Source organism: Marinobacter salexigens, from assembly GCF_018860765.1.
Taxonomy (GTDB): domain Bacteria; phylum Pseudomonadota; class Gammaproteobacteria; order Pseudomonadales; family Oleiphilaceae; genus Marinobacter; species Marinobacter salexigens_A.
Genome location: NZ_JAHKPV010000019.1, coordinates 166559 through 189385, shown reverse-complemented (window position 1 = coordinate 189385; position 22827 = coordinate 166559). Strand labels below are relative to the sequence as shown.

15 protein-coding genes are annotated in these 22827 nt (G+C 51.8%); 14 read left to right on the top strand and 1 reads right to left on the bottom strand.

Annotated elements, in window-relative coordinates; genetic code table 11:
- Positions 1-50: 50 nt before the first annotated feature.
- On the bottom strand, positions 51-1103 hold the full coding sequence (locus KO508_RS11570) for an AraC family transcriptional regulator (protein ID WP_216008466.1): 1053 nt from the start codon (positions 1101-1103) through the stop codon (positions 51-53).
- Between the two features lie 147 nt (positions 1104-1250).
- Between KO508_RS11570 and KO508_RS11565 the strand changes: the two genes are divergently transcribed.
- From KO508_RS11565 to thrS, 14 genes are all read left to right on the top strand, one after another.
- The gene (locus KO508_RS11565; protein ID WP_216008465.1) at positions 1251-3320 is read left to right on the top strand and encodes an FAD-dependent oxidoreductase; all 2070 of its coding nucleotides are present in this window, start codon (positions 1251-1253) and stop codon (positions 3318-3320) included.
- 100 nt (positions 3321-3420) lie between these two features.
- On the top strand, positions 3421-4671 hold the full coding sequence (locus tag KO508_RS11560) for a DNA repair protein (protein WP_216008464.1): 1251 nt from the start codon (positions 3421-3423) through the stop codon (positions 4669-4671).
- Positions 4672-4803: 132 nt separating this feature from the next.
- Positions 4804-5688: an NAD(+) kinase gene (locus tag KO508_RS11555; protein WP_216008463.1), complete on the top strand. Its 885-nt coding sequence runs from the start codon at positions 4804-4806 to the stop codon at positions 5686-5688.
- Positions 5689-5690: 2 nt separating this feature from the next.
- On the top strand, positions 5691-6710 hold the full coding sequence (locus tag KO508_RS11550) for a metallophosphoesterase (protein WP_216008462.1): 1020 nt from the start codon (positions 5691-5693) through the stop codon (positions 6708-6710).
- A 59-nt stretch (positions 6711-6769) separates the two neighbouring features.
- Entirely contained in the window at positions 6770-7633 is an 864-nt protein-coding gene (locus KO508_RS11545) for a rhomboid family intramembrane serine protease (RefSeq protein ID WP_216008461.1), read from the top strand.
- Between the two features lie 164 nt (positions 7634-7797).
- Complete coding sequence (locus KO508_RS11540; protein ID WP_216008460.1) at positions 7798-8091, top strand: YeaC family protein; 294 nt, start codon at positions 7798-7800, stop codon at positions 8089-8091.
- A gap of 35 nt (positions 8092-8126) precedes the next feature.
- Positions 8127-8927, top strand: a complete 801-nt coding sequence (locus KO508_RS11535; RefSeq protein ID WP_436836619.1) for a DUF2797 domain-containing protein — start codon at positions 8127-8129, stop codon at positions 8925-8927.
- Between the two features lie 84 nt (positions 8928-9011).
- On the top strand, positions 9012-11663 hold the full coding sequence (gene pepN / locus KO508_RS11530) for an aminopeptidase N (protein WP_216008458.1): 2652 nt from the start codon (positions 9012-9014) through the stop codon (positions 11661-11663).
- Positions 11664-11843: 180 nt separating this feature from the next.
- Positions 11844-13232 (top strand): DUF1329 domain-containing protein, encoded by a 1389-nt coding sequence (locus KO508_RS11525; protein ID WP_216008457.1) that lies wholly within the window; start codon positions 11844-11846, stop codon positions 13230-13232.
- Positions 13233-13280: 48 nt separating this feature from the next.
- Complete coding sequence (locus KO508_RS11520; RefSeq protein ID WP_252738076.1) at positions 13281-14429, top strand: WD40/YVTN/BNR-like repeat-containing protein; 1149 nt, start codon at positions 13281-13283, stop codon at positions 14427-14429.
- 46 nt (positions 14430-14475) lie between these two features.
- On the top strand, positions 14476-16860 hold the full coding sequence (locus KO508_RS11515; RefSeq protein ID WP_216008456.1) for an efflux RND transporter permease subunit: 2385 nt from the start codon (positions 14476-14478) through the stop codon (positions 16858-16860).
- A gap of 188 nt (positions 16861-17048) precedes the next feature.
- Entirely contained in the window at positions 17049-18032 is a 984-nt protein-coding gene (locus KO508_RS11510) for a TAXI family TRAP transporter solute-binding subunit (protein WP_216008455.1), read from the top strand.
- Between the two features lie 85 nt (positions 18033-18117).
- The gene (locus KO508_RS11505; protein WP_216008454.1) at positions 18118-20730 is read left to right on the top strand and encodes a TRAP transporter permease; all 2613 of its coding nucleotides are present in this window, start codon (positions 18118-18120) and stop codon (positions 20728-20730) included.
- Between the two features lie 171 nt (positions 20731-20901).
- A complete protein-coding gene (gene thrS / locus KO508_RS11500) occupies positions 20902-22827 on the top strand; it encodes a threonine--tRNA ligase (protein ID WP_216008453.1) in 1926 nt (641 codons plus the stop codon).

The following is a 22827-nucleotide window of genomic DNA, read 5'->3' as shown; positions in this document are numbered from 1 at the left end:
TTTCTATTCTGGGCGCCCTCAGGTGTTCGGGGTTGAATGGCCTGTAGTTGTCACTGGGTGGCCCGGAACTGTTTCCGGTGTTCTCCCGGGCTTATTCCAAACCAACGGCGGTAGGCTTTGTGCAATGCCGCCGGGTTGGAAAAGCCCAGCAACCAGGCGATTTCTGATAGTGATGTTTCCGTTTCCCGAATATAGTCTCGCGCCAATTGCTTTCTGGTTTCGTCCATCAACTCTCTGAACCCTGTATTTTCAGAGCCGAGCTGCCGCTGTAATGTCCATGGCGTAACACCCAACTTCGAGGCAATGGTCTCAAGACTTGGTGTTTCCCCCCGGAAAAGGGGCGTTAGCAGGCTCTTTACTCTATCGCCTGTCGTCCATCCCCTCTGAATCTCCCGCATTTCCATATCGCAGAGCAGTGTTAGCTTGTCATACATTGCTGATTGCGCCTGCAGAGTGTCTTGCCTCCATATGTCTTGCCTTACCGTTATGCCGTTTGCGGCTGCTCCAAACTGAACCGGGCAGCGAAACCATGCTTCAAAAAGCTCATCCATGCCAGTGGATGGATACTCTATAGTCACTCTCTCTAATACATCCCAGTGCCCACTTATTGTGCGCAGAAACTGAGTCCAGGCACTTAGCACCGAGTCTACAACGAAATAGTTAAATGCGTTGTAGGGTTGAATGGAGTAGAACTGAATGAGCCGTTTTTCGGGCTCTGCTGTGGGTGTTCCACGGCTATTCCGGCTGGTGAGCAGGGAATAGTGAATCAGTGTTTGTATAGCTTTGCCGACAGTATTGGTGCATTCACCTGCAAGGCCTGGTAGGCCCATATCTACAGGTCTGGTCAAGGCGCCCATCCGCAACCCCAGCGCGGTGTTGCCGCAAGTTTGAATCGCTGCGTGCCCAAGCCTCATAAAGCGTGGAATACTGATTCGAGCTTCGGGGGACGTAAGGGTTTGTTCGTTGAGATGAAAGCGGCGCGCAAGTTCCTGCACATTTACCCCCTCCGCTTCAGCAGCCCGGAGCAGTACCGAAACATGGAGAATACTGATGTCGCCGAGTGGGTTGCGATCTGCGAAGGGCGGAAGAGCGGTTGGATTCATGTCGATTTGCCATGGGGTGTCATCTGAGGATAGTAGAATGTTATTCAGGGATATTGTTGAAGGCAAGCTGCAGCGGTAATTTAGGTGTCACTAAAAAGGAGTGGGGCGATGAAGACCCTGCCAATGATCATTATGAGGAGATCCGTTATGACCACGAGCACGACATCTGGCCTTGCCAAATATCCGAACTTACTTGAGCCGCTTGACCTAGGATTCACCAAACTGCGAAACCGCACACTAATGGGTTCCATGCATACTGGGCTAGAAGAGGCTAAAAACGGCTTTCAACGTTTGGCTGAGTTCTATGCAGAGCGTGCTCGCGGAGGCGTTGGTTTAATCGTTACAGGTGGTATCGGGCCTAACCCAGAAGGTGGCGTTTTTCAGGGCGCGGCCAAGATGACCAATGATGAAGAAGTGGAGAAGCACAAAGTTATCACTAGCGCCGTGCATGAAGCAGACGGCCAAATCTGCATGCAGATCCTTCACGCAGGCCGTTATGCCTACTCCCCAGCGCTAGTTGCACCTTCAGCTATTCAGGCTCCCATCAACCCGTTCAAGCCCAAAGAGCTGGATGAAGCCGGTATTGAAAAACAGATTGAAGACTATGCAGTGTGTGCGCAATTGGCACAGAAGGCAGGTTATGACGGTGTCGAGATTATGGGCTCCGAAGGCTACTTCATAAACCAGTTTATTGTGTCTCACACCAACCATCGCACAGACCGATGGGGTGGTAGCTATGAAAACCGTATCCGTCTGCCAATCGAAATTGTGCGTCGCGTTCGCGAGCGAGTCGGCGAAAACTTTATTCTGATTTATCGTCTTTCTATGCTGGATCTCATTGAAGATGGCAGCACCTGGGAAGAAGTGGTGCAGTTGGCTAAAGAAATCGAAAAGGCCGGCGCAACTATTATTAATACCGGCATTGGCTGGCACGAGGCACGGGTGCCGACTATCGCCACGTCTGTTCCCCGCGGCGCTTTCACTAAGGTAACCGCGCGTCTTAAAGGCGAAGTAAGTATTCCATTGGTTACCACCAACCGTATCAACATGCCGGATGTTGCCGAGAAGATTCTGGCTGAAGGCGACGCAGATATGGTGTCTATGGCTCGACCATTCCTTGCGGATGCCGACCTAGTATTGAAAGCTGCTGAAGACCGTGCAGAAGAAATCAACACCTGCATTGGCTGTAATCAGGCCTGTCTGGACCATACTTTCAGCGGTAAGCTGACGTCATGCCTCGTTAATCCCCGCGCTTGTCATGAAACGGAACTCACGTATGTGAAAACCGCTGCGCCCAAATCGCTTGCGGTTGTGGGAGCAGGGCCAGCAGGGATGGCGTTTGCATCAGTGGCGGCAGAGCGTGGCCACAAGGTGACGCTGTTTGATGCGGGTAAAGAAATTGGCGGTCAATTCAACGTGGCCAAGCTGATTCCGGGTAAAGAAGAGTTCTATGAAACCCTACGCTACTTCCGCGTGATGCTGGATAAGCACGGCGTAGATGTGCGCCTCGAAACCCGTGTAAACGTGGATGATTTGAAGGCGGGTGGTTTTGATGAGGTTGTACTGGCAACAGGTGTGGAGCCACGTACGCCGGATATCGAAGGTATTGATCACCCAAAAGTGATCGGTTATCTGGATGCTCTGCTTGAGCGTAAACCGGTAGGCCAGAAGGTTGCCGTTGTTGGTGCTGGCGGTATTGGGTTTGATGTGTCGGAATTTATCGTACACAAGGGAACCTCTGCCGCTTTGGATCCGAATCACTTTATGCGGGAATGGGGCGTTGACCTAACGGTAGAGCACCGCGGCGGTATTAAAGGCATGAAGGCAGATGTCCCTGAGCCAGCTCGCGACGTTTTCTTACTGCAGCGCAAGACATCGAAAGTAGGTAAGAACCTTGGCAAAACCACGGGATGGATCCACAGAACATCACTTAAAAACCGTCAGGTTCAGATGGTGCCCGGTGTGACCTATCGCAAGATTGACGACGAAGGCCTACACATTACCGTCACCCCCAAGGGTGCTGAGCAGGGTGAAGATAGAATTCTGCCGGTAGACACCATTATTCTGTGCGCCGGTCAGGAGCCATTGCGTGAACTGCAGGGCGGGCTTGAAGCGGCAGGGCTACCTGTGCACCTGATTGGTGGTTCCGATGTGGCCGCAGAGCTGGACGCTAAGCGGGCGATTGATCAGGGTAGCCGGTTGGCCGCCGAGATCTAATCACAAAACATTGCAGTTTTTTCCTATGCATCAGAGACTCTCTGACTAGACTATAAACTCTTAGTCTGCCAGAGAGTCTTTTGATTTTGGGGAGTCTGTAATGGTATCTGCCGGTCAGGCAACCGATGATTATTCGGCCGTATTCTTTATCGAAGGTAACCAAGTGGCCCGGCAGATGCGTGCCAGTGAGTTTGGTGCTTTCCTTGATGGCTATGTTGGACTGTCGGACCTTGCTGAAACCGATGTGAAAGCCGTTCTGGTGGACCTAAGTAGCGATCTTCTCGTGCGCGCTCTGGTGTTTTTCCGTATCTGGTTTGATGAGGAAGGCAGGGCAGACAGCAACTGGAGCGTGCCCATCGAAGAGCTCGCTCGCATGGGTGCAAAGGGGCCGGATATGGGGGGCGGCGCAATACGCCTAGTATGTCGCAGCCTGTGCCCAAAGCCCAGTTACGCCTCTGAATTGTGGGACCCGGACATGACGCCGGGGAACAACCACTTTCAACTTATCCGCAAAACTGTCAGTGCCAATGCGCTGAAATTCCGCCATGTGCCTCCCGAAGAAGAAAATATCCCGGTGCTACGAGCCGGAGAGAACGAGCCCGCCCCGGATGACGAATCACGCATTGGCGCTGACCGGGCCCGCTTGGCTCAATTAATTCGCGAACAGCGCTTGCGCATTAAAACTCTACAAAGCGTGCATCGGGATGTGCTTTCCGATGTTCAGCGAGAGCACCGGCTTGAACTTAAAGCACTGCGAACTCAAGTTGATGATCTGGAGCAGAAGTACGAGCGGCAACGTCACAGCAACGAACAATTAAAGCAACGTTTGGCTGAGCGTAACCAGCAATACCTGAGCATGCAGGAGCAAGTTGAGCCCAATGACGCGGGGAAAGACCGGGAAGATGCCAAGGCCATTGCCGAATTGGTCCTGCTCCGCGAACAGCTAGAGCGCAAGCAGCGTGAGCTGGAATACAGAGATGAAAAGCTTGTTGCTCTGGAGCAGGAAGTGCATGAGCTTCGAAGCCGGGAACCGGCAGAAAATACGGTGATGGGCCACCTAAAAGCGGAGTCCGTATTTTTAGTTGCCTACCGTCCGGGTGTGGGGCATTTGACTCTGCCCTACGAAGATATTGAAACCTATTTTGGCAACCCGACAGCCTACGCTGCTGAGCGCTGTGGCATGAACGAACCCGCGTATCTACAGTGGCTTGCGCATTATGAGAATCCGGTTTGCCAGCATTGTATGGAGAACGAAGAACCCTGCGGCGAGCCACTGTTGCGGGTCAGTCAGCCCGGGGATTTTCGGCCGGGAATCGACAATCGTTGTGAGAACCATCAGCCTTCAAAATAGTGCCCGCACCGAGTGCGTTCGCCAGAACTTTTTTCAGTATCCGGGTGACTTTGGGTAGACTGTAGCTCAGATAGATATGGGCGAGAGCGGGCTTGGCCGTTTAAACCGTATTCCGACATTACAGGAAGCTTCATGGATCATTTCAGAAATATCGGCGTTATTGGCCGCATGGGCAGCGTGAAGGTTGTCGAGTCTCTACGCCAATTAAAACAATACCTGATCGCCAACCATTACCACGTTATCCTTGAGGAAGACACTGCCAGCATGCTGCCCGGCCATGGCTTGCAGGTTGCCAGTAAAAAGCTCCTTGGGGAAATATGCGACCTGGTTATTGTGGTGGGAGGTGATGGAAGTTTATTGGGCGCGGCTCGGGAACTGGCCAAGTCCAAAATTCCATTGCTCGGTGTAAACCGGGGACGGCTGGGTTTTCTAACCGATATTTCACCCGTTGATCTGGAAGAGCGCCTTGGTAAAGTACTTGAAGGCGAATACATTGAAGAAACTCGGTTTTTGCTGGACGGCAATGTAGAGCGCAACGGACAACCCTTGGGTTTTGGTACTGCTCTGAACGACGTGGTGCTGCACCCGGGTAAATCTACCCGCATGATTGGGTTTGATCTCTATGTTGATGGTCATTTCGTATACAGCCAACGCTCGGATGGCCTGATTGTCTCAACCCCCACCGGCTCTACTGCATACTCGCTATCTGCGGGTGGCCCCATTATGCACCCCAAACTGGATGCCATTGTTTTAGTTCCTATGTTCCCGCATACCCTCAGTAGCCGCCCAATTGTGGTGGATGGAAAGAGCGAGATAAAACTGGTTATCGGCGAAACCAACGAAACCTACCCGCAAATTAGCTTTGATGGCCAGATGAATATTGCCTGCGCACCGGGCGACATTATCCGCATCGCCAAAAAGCCTTTCAAGATTCGGTTAATTCATCCTACAGACCACAATTTCTATGCCACCTGCCGCGATAAGCTTGGTTGGGCAAATGAGATAGCAGCGAGTTGAGCATGGCTGGAAATAATCATACTGCAAGTCGTGGTTACGACGTCATTGGCGATATCCACGGTTGTGCACATACCCTTGCGATGCTGCTGGAGCAGATGGGGTACAGTAAGGTAAACGGCGTTTATCAGCATCGTCAGCGCCAGGCTGTGTTCATCGGCGATATTATTGATCGCGGCCCGAGAATTCGTGAGGCCCTTCATATGGTTAGGGATATGGTCGAACGTGGTTCCGCGCGTATCGTCATGGGAAACCACGAATATAATGCTCTGGGTTACTGCACCCGAGCACGGGCGGGCAGCGATAAAACCTGGCTGCGTGAGCACAACCCGAGGCACGACCGATTGATTCGGGAAACACTGGATCAGTTCGACGCCTACCCCCATGAATGGAACGACTTCCTCGAGTGGTTTTACACTATCCCTTTATTCATCGAGGAGGACGATTTCCGTGCGGTGCACGCCTGCTGGGATGACGAGCTCATTCAGAAGTTCAAGCAAGCACAAGGCGGTGCCTACATTGATGAGGACTTTCTTCACGCGTCGGCAGCAATTGATTCGTTTGCCGGTCAGGTTATGGATACCTTGTTGCGTGGAACGGATTTGCGCCTTCCTCCGGGTATGAAAATAACGGGGCGAGACGGCTACGTTCGAGAGTTCTTCCGCACCAAGTTCTGGGCCGATAATCCTCGTACCTATGCGGATGTTGTGTTTCAGCCTGATCCGTTGCCGCCTGAGGTGGCAAACCGCGTCCTCACCGATGACGAACGCAAGCAGTTAATCAGTTATCCGCTTGATGCACCACCGGTGTTTGTGGGGCATTACTGGATGGACAGCGAGCCTGCTCCGTTAAAATCTAACGTCGCATGTATTGATTTCAGCGCAGTAAAATACGGCCGACTGGTGGCCTACCGAATGGATGGCGAGCGAGAGCTTTCCCGCGACAAGTTCGTATGGGTGAACGTTTCTCGGGATCATCAAGACTCCCCGGATTATCCCACCAGTGAGGACAGTGTCGCACGCTAAATGCTAAGCAATAGTAGCGTGGTTCATTGATCTGAACATCCCGCGAGGCAAGGTAGATTGTGTACCGAGTAAAGCAGTTGGATATCAGTGTAGATCTTGGCGGGTTCAGCCAGTGGCTGAGAAGCCAAGGAGTTCCTCACAGAATCAGTGAAGAGGGCGGTTTTCAGGTATTGTGGCTAGAACATTCCGAGCATGCCGAACCCGTTTTGGAAGCTCTAGAACGTTTCCTCGCCGACCCCGGCATTCGACAGGCGGTTGACGAGCAGAATCACTCGCCGGTGTTTGTGGCTGGGCGTTGGCAGCCCTCCCCGCGGCACGCCCCTCTGGTGTTGGGGATCATTGTGCTTGGCCTGCTGATGGCCTGGTTTACGGGGCTCGGCAGTAATCAGCTCACGGCTAATCTGCTCATTATTGATCCTAGAGTTTACGACTGGGGCGCTATTGCTGCTCGCATCGATGCGCTTGCCGCAACGCTTGCTAGCGGCCAGATCTGGCGGCTTTTTACCCCTGACTTCCTGCACTTCAGTTGGACTCACATAATTTTCAATTCCGTGATGCTATGGTTTCTGGGAAGCCAAATCGAATGGTTTGACGGTCGTGGTCGGTTGGTATTGCTTTTTATAGTGACCAGTCTTCTCTCCAACGGCTTGCAATACATTGTTTCGGGGCCGTTTTTTGGTGGTCTTTCAGGCGTTGTTTATGGGATTCTTGGCTATTGCTGGCTAAGCCAACGATCAGTGCCGAGGTTCCAGTTCCCGCCAGCGCTGGTAACCTTTGCTGTGGTGTGGATGGTCATTGGCTTCACCCCTTTGCCCGAAATGCTAGGGCTAGGGCGAATGGCAAATGAAGCGCATTTGGGCGGGTTCGTCGCGGGCTTGGCTGTAGCCGCGATTTTGCCGCCACGTACTAAGCGGCAGGCATAAAAAAACCCCACCAGAGGTGGGGTATAAAAGAAGCAAATTGCTCCTGATGAGAGAGACCAAATGATACGACCGTCGTCATTTGGTAGAGCAATGATAATCATTATCGTTTATATCTGTCAAACGATTCCTCTACTTTTTTATGAAGGTTTGTTCAGGAGAACCGGATGACCTACGAAGAATTAATCAAACGGCTCGACCCCAACGTTTACCAGAGCCTGCGCCAGTCCATTGAACTTGGAAAATGGCCCGATGGCCGGAAGCTTACGCCGCAGCAGCGTGAAATAAGTCTGGAAGCTGTTATTTACTACGAGAACCTGCATGGTATCCCGGAGCAGGAGCGGGTGGGCTATCTCGATCGAGGTAGTAAGGCTGGCACCGCATGTGACCCGAGCGTGCAGCGTAATCAATCAGGCGGTAACACTATTGATCCTGACCAGTTTGTTGAGGTTAAGTCTTGAGCAATCATGCAGACGTAACTGGGCGACTCAGGAAAATGCCTGCCGAAACTGCCGACCCAGTGTCTTATGCGTTGGCTGTGGGCGATGTTCGGGTGCCACTGAATGATCTCATTGGCAAACCCATACGCTTCGATTACGAAGGCGTAATCCGATGTGTTAACTGCGAACGAATAACGAAAAAGAGCTTCAATCAAGGGTTCTGTTACCCCTGTTTTCGCAAGCTGGCGGCGTGTGATAGCTGCATAATGAGCCCGGAAAAGTGTCATTATCACTTGGGTACTTGTCGTGAGCCTGAGTGGGGCGAAACTCACTGTATGATCGAGCATGTGGTTTATCTGGCTAACTCGTCCGGCCTGAAAGTGGGCATTACCCGCGGTTCTCAGGTGCCAACGCGCTGGATTGATCAGGGTGCAGTGGATGCCATTCCCATGATGAGGGTAGCTACTCGCTACCTTTCCGGTCTTGTTGAGGTGGCCTGTAAAGCGCACGTTGCGGATCGCACAAACTGGCGCGCCATGCTTAAAGGTGATGTGCCGGAGTTGGATCTTGTGCAGGAGCGCCAGAGAATCCTATCCCTTATTGCGGATGACATCGCTGCGTTGCGGGAAGAGCATGGACAAGATTCCATCCGTGAGGTGGACGAGCAAGGGCTTGACCTGAGTTACCCGGTACATGTCTGGCCAGAAAAAATCAAAACCCACAATTTGGATAAGACGCCGGAAGTAGAGGGGGTTCTTGAGGGTATCAAGGGGCAATATCTAATGCTCGACACCGGTGTGTTCAATATTCGCAAATTTACCGGTTACGAAGTCCGTTTCCGGGTGATGGGTGCTTGATAAGCCATCCATTCCCGGCCGCTTTTATAAAGCCTGAGTACCTGCTTTGAGCAGGTCTCTGGCTGAGAAATCTGGAGACAATAAATGCGCACCAATCAGCCGCAAACCATACACCTGAGCGAATACAAAGTACCAACTTATCTGGTGGACACCGTCGATCTCTGCTTTCAGCTCTATGATGATGGCGCAAGGGTTCACAGCACATTGAGCGTGCGCCAAAACCCGGAATCTAAAGACGTGTCCGCACCGTTTACGCTAGACGGCGACAGCTTAAACCTTGAGCGGGTTACATTGGACGGCAAGGCGCTGGTAGCGGGCGACGACTATGAGGAGACCGGTGAGCATCTCGTTATTACTGAGGTGCCATCCCAGTTCGAATTAACCGTTGTGACTTGGATTGAACCCCAGAACAATACCCGCCTTGAAGGGCTATACAAATCCTCGGGTATGTTCTGTACCCAGTGTGAAGCGGAGGGTTTTCGCTGCATTACATATTTTCCGGATCGGCCGGATGTGATGGCCCGATATCGCACCCGTATTGAGGCAGATAAAGCGACTTGCCCGGTGTTGCTGTCGAACGGCAATGATATAGACCGTGGCGATCTGGGGAGTGGTCGCCACTTCGTTACATGGGAAGACCCGTTTCCCAAACCGAGTTATCTTTTTGCTCTCGTAGCGGGCGATCTTGTGGAAAAACAGGATACCTTCACTACCTGTTCCGGCCGAGACATAGATTTGCGTATATATGTTGAAACCCGTAACGCTGCTAAATGCGAGCATGCCATGGACTCCCTCAAACGCTCCATGCGCTGGGATGAAGAGGTTTACGGTCGCGAGTACGATCTCGATATCTTCATGATCGTTGCGGTAGATGACTTCAATATGGGGGCCATGGAAAACAAAGGCCTTAATATTTTTAACTCCTCATGTGTTCTGGCCAGCCAGGAGACTGCCACGGACCTAGCATTTCAGCGCATTGAGGCCATCGTTGCCCATGAGTATTTTCATAACTGGTCTGGCAACCGGGTAACCTGTCGAGATTGGTTTCAGCTGAGCCTGAAAGAAGGGTTTACGGTATTTCGGGATTCCACCTTTTCGGCTGATATGGGTTCTCCAACGGTTAAGCGTATAGAGGATGCAACCCTACTTCGCACCGCCCAGTTCGCAGAAGATGCAGGGCCCATGGCGCACCCGGTGCGACCTGCCTCCTACATGGAAATTAGCAATTTCTACACCCTGACGATCTATGAAAAAGGTGCAGAAGTTGTACGCATGATTCATACCCTGCTAGGGCCGGAGCTGTTCCGTAAAGGCAGTGATCTGTATTTCGAGCGTCACGATGGCCAAGCAGTCACCACTGACGATTTTGTAAAAGCAATGGAGGACGCCTCTGGCCGTGATCTGACGCAGTTCCGCTTGTGGTACGACCAAGCAGGCACTCCCTTGCTGACGGTGTCAGACAATTATGATTCGGAACAAGGCGTCTACCGCCTAACGATTCAGCAGACGATTCCAGACACACCAGAGCAGACCAATAAACAATCTCAGCATATTCCTTTTGCTTTGGGCCTGTTGGGTATTGAGGGCGAAGCCTTGCCCCTGCGGCTCGAAAGCACTGGCGATGCTGCAAACGCGCCGACCGAGCGGGTTCTTGAACTGACAGAAGCAAGCCAAACCTTCGAGTTCTATGGCTTGGCCCAAAAGCCTGTGCCCTCGCTACTCCGCCACTTTTCTGCGCCGGTGCGGGTGGTTTACCCCTGGAGCCGTGAACAGCTGGTGTTTTTGATGAGCCACGACCCGGATGGTTTCAATCGCTGGGACGCTGGCCAACGTCTTGCTGTGGATGTGATCCAGTCGCTGATTAGCTCCCCTGAGACGGCAGAGATTGAGCCGCGATTGGTAGAGGCATACAGAGCCTTGCTTGCCGATCTGTCACTCGATCAGGCACTGGTTGCAAAAATGCTCCAGTTGCCTTCCGAAGCCTACCTAATCGAGCTGGCGGATAGCCCAGATGTTGCGGCTATTCACCGTGCACGCGAGCGTGTATTGAGTCACCTCGCCACCTCGCTTAGGGATGAGTTGGTGGCTTGCTACCACGCAAATACGGGCGGCGGAGCCTATGAAGTTACGCCGGAGTCTATCGCTCGCCGCAGCTTGAGGAATACAGCATTGTCGTGGCTGCTGCTGATTAATGACGACGCGGGTCGCGATCTGGCTGTTAAGCAGTACAGCGATGCTGACAATATGACCGACCGTATGGGTGCTTTGCGCGCATTGGTTAACTCTGATTACGCGGCGGAGCGAAGCCAAGCTCTAGCTGATTTCTACGAGCGGTTTCAAGATGACCCTCAAGTTGTTGAACAGTGGTTTGCCGTGCAAGCCTCCAGCGATCGGGCGGGGCAATTGCCACAGGTTCAGACACTGCTAAAACATGCGGCATTTGATTGGAAAAATCCCAATAAGATACGTTCCGTTATTGGCGTGTTTGCAGGCCAGAACTTGGCCGCCTTCCACAATCCAGATGGCTCGGGCTACGGGTTCCTTGCAGATCAGGTGTGCCGGTTGGATGACAGTAATCCACAGATCGCCGCTCGTTTGGTGGCGCCACTGACACGCTGGAAGAAGTTTGCGCCAACCTACAGCGCACTAATGCACAAGGCGCTGGGAAAGATCCGAGACAAGCCCGAGCTGTCAGCGGATTTGTACGAGGTGGTGCATAAGAGTCTTGAGGCCTAAGGCCGCGTGTGAAAAAACCAGCTGTAATTGAGCGTCCCGATTGCAGCTGGATACAAAATCGCACTTTCGGTCGATAGACAACCTTGACAGATTGGCTAACCTGTTAGAAAGCCTGCGTCTCCAGCAGGTAACAATAAAAAAGCCTTCCCACAGGCTTCCAAAATGATTTCAGGGCGATATATGAACTATAAAAAGAGTGCGTTACTCGGGGGCTTGTTCGCCCTCTCGATAGCGTCATCATCTTCATGGGCGGCCGTTTCTTCAGCTGAAGCATCACGCCTCGGCCAGACCCTCACACCTTTTGGCTCCCCCAAAGCGGGCAATGAATCCGGTACTATCCCGGAGTGGACGGGCGGGATAACGGAGCCTCCCGCTGGCTATAATGAAGCAGGTCAGCACCATATAGATCCCTTTCCGAACGACGAAGTGCTGTTCACCATCACTGCAGCGAACAAAGGCCAGTACGCGGCGCATCTTTCAGACGGCGTTCTGGCAATGCTTGAAACCTATCCAACCAGTTTTCGTGTTCCGGTTTACAAGTCCCGTCGTACCCATGCAGTACCCGAATGGGTTGCTAAAAACACCCGTGAGAATGCCGTTAAGGCAGAAGTTGTTGGAACGGGTGAAGGTCTTGACGGCGCCTATGGCGGCTACCCCTTCCCGATTCTAAGAGGCAATGACGAGCAAAAAGCTTGGCAGGTTGTCTGGAATCATCTTACCCGTTGGCGCGGAGTGTCTGGCACTCGTCGCTCAAGTGAGGTTGCGGTGCAAGCCAATGGCGATTATTCCTTGGTTACGACCCAGCAAGAGGCGTTTTTCAACTTCTATAATCCCGAGGGCAGCGAGGAGGAGTTGGATAACGTTATTTTCTATTACACCTCGTTTACCCAGTCGCCACCGCGCCTTGCGGGAAGCGCCATTCTGATTCACGAAACACTGAATCAAGTCATTAACCCAAGAAATGGCTGGGGTTATAACGCCGGGCAACGCCGAGTTCGTAGAGCCCCGAACTTGGGTTATGATTCACCAATTGCAACGGCGGATAACCTTCGCACAGCGGACGATTCGGATATTTTCAACGGTGCTCTGGACCGCTACAACTGGAATTATGAGGGTGTAAAGGAAATTTACGTTCCTTATAACAACTACCGTATTGGTGAAAAAGGCACTCCTTATTCTGAAATTCTTGGCATTTCCCACTTGAACCCAGACCTGACTCGTTGGGAATTGCACCGTGTGCACGTGGTTGAAGCTACCCTGAAAGACGGTGCTCGTCATATATACGGCAAGCGTCGTTTTTATGTGGATGAGGATAGCTGGAATACACTTTTGTTAGACCAGTATGACGGCCGTGGGGAACTGTGGCGCGTGACCATGGGTTTGGCGAAAAATTATTATGAACTTCCGGGTGTGTGGACGGTTTTGGATGTCTATCATGATTTACAGGCGCGTCGTTATCATGTGCTGGGTCTTGATACTGAAGAGCCAAATACCCGTGTGCTCACAGAAGAAGTTCCGAACAAGCGCTATTACTCTCCGGCTTCCCTGCGTCGCAGGAGTGTTCGCTAAGGCGCGCGCCAGAGATTTACAGTTAAAACAACATAATAGGCAATCTGAATGGCTAAAAGGTTGATGTGCAAGACGCTAGGGGCAGCCTGCCTCGGGCTTTCCATGGTTTGGTCCGCGCCAGCGGCATATGCGCTTGCGGATCTTATCGAAACGCCGGCCCGGCAAACCGACTTGGCCCCATCCAATCTTCTCAATGACGCCGTTCGAGCGGGTGACAGGATAGTGGCGGTTGGTGAGAGGGGGCACATCATATATTCCGATGATGGAGGAACATCCTGGGAGCAGGGCAGTGTACCTGTGTCTGTCACTCTGACAGCTGTGGATTTCGGAACAGAAACCCATGGCTGGGCCGTTGGCCACAGCGGCGTGGTTCTGCATACCGAGGACGGTGGTGAGAATTGGAGCCTCCAGCTAACGGGTATTGATGCATCCGAATTAGCCATTGCAAGCAAGGAAGATCAAGTGGCTGCGATGGAAGAGCGCATTGAGGAAGCGCCCGAGTCGGAGAAAGGTGATCTTGAATGGGCAATGGATGATCTGATTTTCGCTATGGAAAATATGCAATCAGATTTGGATATCGGCCCTGTAAACCCTTTGCTTGGTGTTTGGTTTGAGAACGATCGGCACGGGTTTGTTGTTGGTGCCTATGGCATGATTCTGCGCACGCAAGATGGCGGAAATAGTTGGAGCGATTGGGCGCCCAAAATTCAGAACGATCAAAACTTTCATCTTAACAGCATCACTCGTGTTACCGGTGGTGCACTTGTTATCGTTGGCGAAGCCGGGCAAATCCACGTTTCGGTGGATAACGGTACAACCTGGGAGCGCCGAGAAAGCCCCTACGAGGGTTCTCTGTTTGGCGTCATTGGAACCGGACAGGTTAACGAGATTCTAGCTTTTGGCCTGCGTGGCAACATGCTGTTTTCTACCGATTTGGGGAAAAGCTGGCGAATGGTGCCGAACAGTGCGGGCGCAACGCTTAATGGTGGCGCTGTCGCTGAAGACGGCCGCATAACTTTGGTTGGTAATGGTGGCGCTGTGCTTATGAGCGGCAACGGCGCAGATTCGTTTCGTGAGCACTTCCGGAGTGACCGGACGGGCATAATGAGCGTTGTTCCGGTATCCGGAACCAATCTTCTCGTTGTAGGTGAAAGCGGCGTGAAGATTACCGATGCGCGCGGAAAGAATCTTCAATAACGCCCTGATGTGGCAACAACCGAAAAAATAATAGAGGGGCTTTTGAATGTCCAACCCGAACCACGACAGGGGTGAACACTACCTGACAACGCCGAAGGCCGAGCCGTTTTTGGAGCGCCTGATTTTCAACAATCGGGCGGTGATCCTCATCGGTTTCCTGATATTAACGGCGTTTTTGGGCTATAACGCGGTAAAAATCCAGCCGGATGCAAGTTTTGAGCGAATGATTCCACTTGAGCACCCGTATGTTATCAATATGCTGGAACACCGCAACGATCTGGAAAATCTCGGCAACTTTGTGCGTATTGCCGTAGAAACCAAGACCGGTGACATATTCTCTCCAGAGTACATGGAGACTCTGAAGCAAATCACAGACGAGGTGTTCTATTTAAACGGTGTAGACCGGTCGGGCCTGAAGACGCTCTGGACTTCAAACGTTCGATGGGTGGAAGTAACAGAGCAAGGCTTTCAGGGTGGCAACGTTATTCCTGATGACTATGACGGCTCGCCTGCAAGCTTGGAACAGTTGCGCCAGAATATCCTGCGATCAAACGAAGTAGGGCGGCTGGTATCCGATAATTTCCAGTCTACAATCGTGTACGCGCCCCTGTATGAGAAAAACCCGGAAACCGGTGAGCCGCTGGATTACGCAACCTTTTCTCGAGAGCTGGAAGAAAAAATCCGGGATAAGTACGAAGCGCAAAATCCCAACATTAAAATCCACATTGTCGGTTTCGCCAAAAAAGTGGGCGACTTGATTGAAGGGATTGGTTCGATAGCCTGGTTTGCAGGCATTACCATCCTGCTGACTACGTTGCTACTGTTCTGGTACTCCCGTTGCATCACTGGCACGTTGGTGCCTGTATTTACCTCCATTGTTGCAGTATTCCTGCAGTTGGGCGCTCTGAGGCTGCTAGGCTACGGGTTGGACCCTTATTCTGTACTCGTACCTTTCCTCGTTTTTGCCATTGGTATCAGCCACGGCGTGCAAATTGTAAACGCTATGGCGGTAGAGGCTGCTAAAGGCTTTGATGCGATCACCGCTGCCCGCTTGGCATTCCGTGCGCTTTATATCCCGGGTATGTTAGCGCTGATTTCCGATGCCTTCGGTTTCCTCACGCTGTTTTTCATCGAGATTGACGTTATCCGTGATCTGGCCATTGCCGCGGGTTTGGGTGTTGCATTCGTTATTATCACCAATCTTGTGCTGCATGTACTGATCATGTCTTACCTTGGTATTTCAAAGGGTGGTGTTCGTCACGTACAGAACCACGGCGAAAAACAAGATCGCAAGTGGCGGCAGATGTCGTACTTCGCACATCCGGGCGTTGCACCGATTTCACTGCTTATTGCCGTGGTGGGTTTGGGGCTTGGTCTTTACTACAAGCAGGATCTGAAAGTAGGTGATCTTGATCAGGGTGCCCCTGAGCTACGTGCCGATTCGCGCTACAATCTGGATAACGCTTATATTATCGACAACTACTCAACAAGTGCCGATGTGCTGGTTGTGATGGTTAAGACGCCGGCGGAGCAATGCACCCAGTACAATGTGTTGCGGGCTATGGACTCGCTACAGTGGGAGCTGCAAAACACACCTGGTGTTCAGTCCTCCGCGTCGCTTGCCGATGTTTCCAAGATCGTGACCAAGGCGCTGAACGAAGGCAGCTGGAAGTGGTATGAGATTTCCCGCAACCAGACCATAATTAATGCCTCCATCCGAGAAGCGCCGTCTGGCCTTATCAATACACAGTGCAGCCTAACGCCAGTGCTTGTGTTCCTTGAAGATCACAAAGCGGAAACGCTGGAGACTGTGGTCGAGAGAGTGGAGGTATTTGCCGAAGCTAACAGTAACGACAATCACACCTTCTTGCTTGCAGCGGGCAATGCCGGTGTCGAAGCGGCTACCAATGAGGTTATCGCTAACGCCAAGGATATGATGCTTATTATGGTGTACAGCGTGGTGAGCTTATTGTGCTTTGCCACATTCCGCTCTATTCGGGCTGTGCTGTGTATTGTTGTGCCGCTGGGGTTAACCTCGATTCTTTGCGAGGCGATCATGGCTGTGTCGGGTATTGGTATAAAGGTAGCAACCCTTCCTGTGATAGCGCTTGGCGTGGGTATTGGCGTGGACTACGGCATCTATATTTACAGCAAGCTTGAAAAATACTTGCTCGAAGGTAAGACGCTTCAAAATGCCTATTTCGAGACCCTGCGCTCTACTGGTAAAGCTGTTATGTTTACCGGTGTAACCTTGGGGCTGGGTGTTGTGACCTGGATCTTCTCACCCATTAAGTTTCAGGCGGATATGGGCTTCCTGCTATTTTTCATGTTCCTATGGAATATGATTGGCGCAATTTGGCTGCTTCCGGCCCTTGCGCGCTTCCTGCTGCGGCCGGATCAGATGATCGCCAAAGCACGCGCTGCAAAATAGAACTGGCAGTCGCTAACAAAAAAGCCCGCAACTGAGCGGGCTTTTTTGTTGTCTGTTCAACTGGTTAGCGAGCTAATCCAAGCTTTATTTATGGTGTGAAGTGGTCTATGTTCTATTGTGAGCACAATGCTTGCCCGTGTACTCAGGCGGGCAGTTGATTACAACGATTAAAAATAAGGAATGATTACATGACACTGAAACTTAAAGCCTCCGCATTTGCAGTTGCTGCGGCTGTTACTTTGGGTGCTGCCTCTACTGCGGTTTCCGCACAAGAGCAACGCTTTGTTACGATCGGAACCGGTGGTGTTACCGGTGTTTACTATCCTGCAGGTGGTGCTATTTGTCGCTTGGTGAATATGGACCGTAAAGAGCACGGCATTCGTTGCTCGGTTGAGAGTACGGGCGGTTCCGTATACAACCTGAATGCGATCAGCCAGAACGAGTTGGATCTCGCGGTCGCCCAGTCAGATTGGCAGTACCATGCCTACAACGGCACCAGTAAGTTCAAAGAAGATGGTCCAAACAAAGATTTGCGTGCGGTCTTCTCCCTGCACCCAGAGCCATTTACCGTAGTGGCCAGCAAAGGCTCGGGCATCAAGAACTTTGAAGACCTCGCTGGTAAGCGGGTTTCGGTAGGCAACCCGGGTTCTGGCCAGCGTGCCACAGCGGAAGTGCTAATGGACGAAATGGGTTGGACCATGGATAAGTTCTCCTTGGCGGCCGAACTAAAGGCTGCTGAGCAATCTCAGGCGCTGTGTGATGGCAACATTGATGCCTTCTTCTACACTGTTGGCCACCCCTCCGGTGCTATCAAAGAAGCGACCACATCCTGCGACAGCACTCTGGTTAACGTGTACAACGACTCAGCCAAAAAACTGATCGATGACAACCCTTACTACCGGAAAGCTGTGATTCCAGGTGGGATGTACCGTGGCTCTGACAACGACGTAACTACCTTTGGTGTGGCCGCGACGTTTGTATCGTCTACCGACGTACCTGAAGACGTTGTGTACGAAGTGGTTAAGGCGGTGTTTGAGAACTTTGACAGCTTCAAGCGTTTGCACCCAGCCTTCGCAAACCTGAAGAAGGAAGAAATGGTATCCGATGCTTTGAGTGCGCCGTTGCACCCAGGTGCAGCTAAGTACTACAAAGAAGCTGGTTTGATCGATTAATTCGGTCTCTAGCAGTTGGAGTGGCTGCGGGCACCTCGCCCGCAGCTATAATTTACCTACCGTTTCCCTCTAACAGGATTCTGCTATGACCAATGGCGAGCCGAAAGCCGGGGATAGCATCGATAAGCAGAAGGTCGAGGAGTTTCTTCAAACCGAATCCGGTGGAAGAGCTGCAACCGGATCTGCGGCTATCATTCTTTTTGTTGTTCCTTTGCTCTGGTCTCTTTTCCAGCTTTGGATAGCATCACCACTACCTTATATTTTCGAATTTGGCGTGCTTAACTCTACGGAGTCGCGCTCTATTCACCTCGCATTCGCCTCGTTTCTGGCCTTTGCTGCGTTCCCCATGATTAAGGGTAGGCATGTTAACAAGGTGCCCGTTTACGATTGGCTGTTAGCACTTGCGGCAGCTTTTACCGCCTCCTATTTGTACGTTTTCTACGATCAGTTGGCAAACCGTCCCGGTTCTCCCAATATGCAAGACCTAGTGGTCGCGATGGCGGGGCTTGTTTTGCTTTTGGAGGCTACACGTCGAGCGCTGGGTCTACCCCTCACGATTGTTGCAGGCGTATTCATTATCTACTCTCTGGCCGGACCTTATATGCCAGATGTGATCTCCCACAAAGGGGCAAGCCTCAATAAGTTGGCATCGCACCAATGGTTGGGTACGGAAGGTGTTTTCGGCGTCGCTCTGGGTGTATCAACCAGTTTTGTTTTCCTGTTTGTATTATTTGGCGCCTTACTCGAACGTGCCGGTGCCGGAAACTACTTTATTAAAGTGGCCTACGCCATGCTAGGTCACATGCGCGGTGGCCCCGCCAAGGCAGCCGTAGTTGCCAGTGGCCTTAGTGGTGTAATTTCTGGTTCGTCTATCGCTAACGTGGTGACAACGGGCACCTTTACTATCCCGCTCATGAAAAAGGTCGGGTTTCCTGCTACGAAAGCCGGTGCTGTGGAAGTGGCGGCGTCTACCAACGGCCAACTGACGCCTCCCATTATGGGCGCTGCAGCGTTTCTGATGGTTGAATACGTGGGTATTTCTTATCTGGAAGTTATCAAGCATGCCATTTTGCCAGCGATGATTTCCTATGTTGCGCTTATCTACATTGTTCATCTGGAAGCCTGCAAGATGAACATGAAGGGCGTTGAGCGCCTGAATAAACCTACTTTGGCTCAGCGCATGCTCGTTTGGGTGATGATGTTGCTCGGGCTGAGTATTTTGACTCTGGCAGTTTATTACGGTGTCGGCTGGATGAAGGATGTTTTCGGTAGCGCGGCCATGTGGATACTGGCGCCTCTACTGGTTGCGATCTACGTTGGCCTTGTGGGCTACGGTTCACGTTTCCCCGATTTGGAGGAAGATGCGGCTGACTCACTTATGGATAAGTTGCCACCAGTGGGGCCAACGGTAAAGACCGGGCTGTATTTCCTGTTGCCCGTGGTCGTGCTGGTTTGGTGCCTGACCGTGGAGCGTTTTTCGCCGCAGCTGTCGGCTTTCTGGGCTACCGTGTTTATGGTGTTTATCATCATCACCCAGCGTCCGCTTAAAGCCTTCTTTAAAGATAGCGGTAATTATCTGGACGGTCTGAAGCAGGGCAGTTCAGACCTGATGCTGTCGCTCGTTACCGGCGCCCGCAACATGGTGGGTATCGGTGTAGCGACGGCGACTGCAGGTATTGTGGTCGGCACCGTCACGCTAACCGGCATAGGGCTGGTGATGACGCAGTTCGTGGAGTTCATCTCCGGTGGTAATCTGCTGCTGATGTTGGCCTTCACGGCCCTTATTAGCCTGATACTCGGAATGGGCCTACCCACCACCGCCAACTACATCGTGGTCTCCACCTTGATGGCGCCGGTTATCGTTACCTTGGGCGCAGAAAACGGTCTGCTGGTTCCACTAATTGCTGTGCACTTGTTCGTGTTTTACTTCGGTATACTCGCCGATGACACGCCGCCGGTGGGGCTCGCCGCCTATGCAGCGGCAGCGATTTCGGGGGCAGACCCGATACGAACGGGTATTCAGGGCTTCACCTACGACATTCGAACCGCCATTTTGCCGTTCATGTTCATCTTCAATACTCAGTTGTTGCTGATCGGTTTGACCGGCTGGTTCGATTTGCTGGTAACCGTATTCAGCGCGGTCACGGCAATGTTGGTGTTCTCTGCAGCTACTCAGGGGTTCTGGTTTACCAAAACCCGTTGGTGGGAAACCATCGGCCTCCTGTTGATTACTTTCACCCTGTTTCGCCCGGGTTTCTGGTGGGATGAAATCTATCCTCCCACTAACGAACGCCCCGGTGCTGAACTGATGCAGCATGTTGACGAGGTTGCCGCAGATCAACCCATTATCCTTCAGGCTTCGGGCATGTCGCTGTCTGGTGATGATGTTTCTAAGTTTATGAAACTGCCGCTTCCGAAGGGAGACACACCAGAGGAGCGATTGGCTGCCGCCGGATTGGAAGTGTCGACGGCTGGTGAAGTGATGAACGTAGAGTTTGTTAATTTCGGTAGCGATGCGGAAAAGGCCGGGCTTAGCTTTGGTTGGACTATTGATACCGTGCAAGTGGCAAATCCGCGCCCCCCGAAAGAGCTGATGTTCATTCCCGCACTTCTCCTACTTGGGACTCTGGCTTTTTTGCAGTTGCGGCGCAGGGCCGGTGAGGGGGAGCGGCCAGCTTTTGTTCCCGATAACCGGTAGGCAAAATATGTAAATTGCTAAGTAAGGCTCTAAACAAACCCCGGCATTAACCTGCCGGGGTTTTTTCTGTTAAACTGCGCCTCGAAACGGCTCGCGGTTTGTATCGCGGAATGCCGTCACCATGTGATCTCTCGTATAGATCACCGCTGAGTAATCAATCAGGAGTCTTTCATGCCCGTCATAACTCTGCCGGATGGCAGTCACCGTAGTTTCGCAGAATCCGTTACCGTTCATGATGTTGCCGCCGATATTGGTGCTGGCCTTGCCAAAGCAGCTCTTGCCGGAAAAGTGGATGGTACGCTTGTAGATACCAGCTACAGGATTGAGCAAGATGCCGAGCTGGCTATTATCACGGAGCGTGATGAAGACGGTGTCGACGTTATTCGCCACTCAACGGCCCACCTGTTGGCCATGGCAGTCAAAGAGCTGTTCCCTGCTGCTCAGGTGACCATCGGTCCAGTTATTGATAACGGGTTTTACTACGATTTCAAATTTGACCGGCCTTTTACCAATGAGGATTTGGCCCGAATTGAAAAGCGTATGGAAGAGCTCGCAAAGCAGGATATCCCCGTATCCCGTTCGGTGCTTTCCCGCAGCGAAGCGATAAAGCTTTTTGACGAGATGGGTGAGGAATACAAAGTTCGCATTATCGAAGATATTCCGGGCGATGAAGATCTGTCTTTCTACCGTCAGGGCGATTTTATCGATCTTTGCCGTGGCCCTCATGTGCCCAGTACCGGCAAGCTAAAAGCATTCAAGCTAACTAAGGTTTCCGGCGCATTCTGGCGCGGCGATACCAGTAATGAGCAGTTACAGCGGGTTTATGGCACCGCCTGGGGCAACAAAAAAGACCTCAAGGCCTACTTGCACCGCTTGGAAGAAGCAGAAAAGCGTGACCACCGGAAACTCGGGAAAAAACTAGACCTTTTCCACATGCAGGAAGAGTCCCCAGGCATGGTTTTTTGGCATCCTGATGGTTGGACTGTCTATCAGCAAATTGAGCAGTATATGCGCGACATGCTGCACCGTCACGGGTACAAGGAAATCAAAACGCCGCAGGTGGTATCCCGCAGCCTGTGGGAGAAATCCGGCCATTGGGACAAGTTCCGTGATGATATGTTTACCACGGAATCCGAAAAGCACGATTTTGCTATTAAGCCGATGAACTGCCCTTGTCATATCCAAGTGTTTAATCAGGGGCTGAAAAGCTATAAGGATCTACCTCTGCGCCTTGCGGAGTTTGGCTCTTGCCACCGCAATGAAGCATCTGGCGCCTTGCACGGTTTGATGCGAGTGCGTGGGTTTACCCAAGATGATGCCCATATTTTCTGTGAAGAAGACGCTGTTCAGCCGGAAGTTTCAAAGTTCATCGAGCTTCTCCACGAAGTTTATGAAGATTTTGGGTTTGATCAAATTTTGTACAAGCTATCCACTCGCCCGGAAAAACGTGTAGGTTCAGACGAGGTATGGGATAAAGCAGAAGCTGCTTTGGAAGAAGCGCTGAATCGTGAAGGTGTAGATTGGGAACTATTGCCGGGCGAAGGCGCGTTTTATGGACCGAAAATTGAATTTTCGCTCAAGGACAGTATCGGAAGGGTGTGGCAGTGTGGCACTATTCAGGTAGATTTTTCGATGCCTGGTCGTCTGGGCGCCCAGTATGTTGCTGATAATTCCGAGCGTAAAACACCGGTTATGCTACATCGCGCCGTACTCGGGTCTTTCGAGCGGTTTATTGGCATATTGATTGAAGAGTACGAGGGCGCTTTCCCTGCATGGCTTGCCCCGACTCAGATCGCAATTCTCAATATCACCGATAATCAGCGTGATTATTGTCAGAATCTCGCGAAAAAGTTGGATTCTTTAGGTTTTAGGGTTAATGCTGACTTGAGAAACGAGAAGATCGGCTTTAAAATCCGCGAGCATACTATTAACAAAGTTCCCTTTCTTGCCGTTGTCGGTGATAAAGAGGTCGAGAACAACGCCGTTGCGGTGAGAACCCGCAAAGGTGAAGATTTGGGAACTCTATCGCTCGAAGCGTTTGAACAACTTCTGAAAGAAGATGTTGAGCGCAAGGGCAGAATCAAGACGGAGATTTAA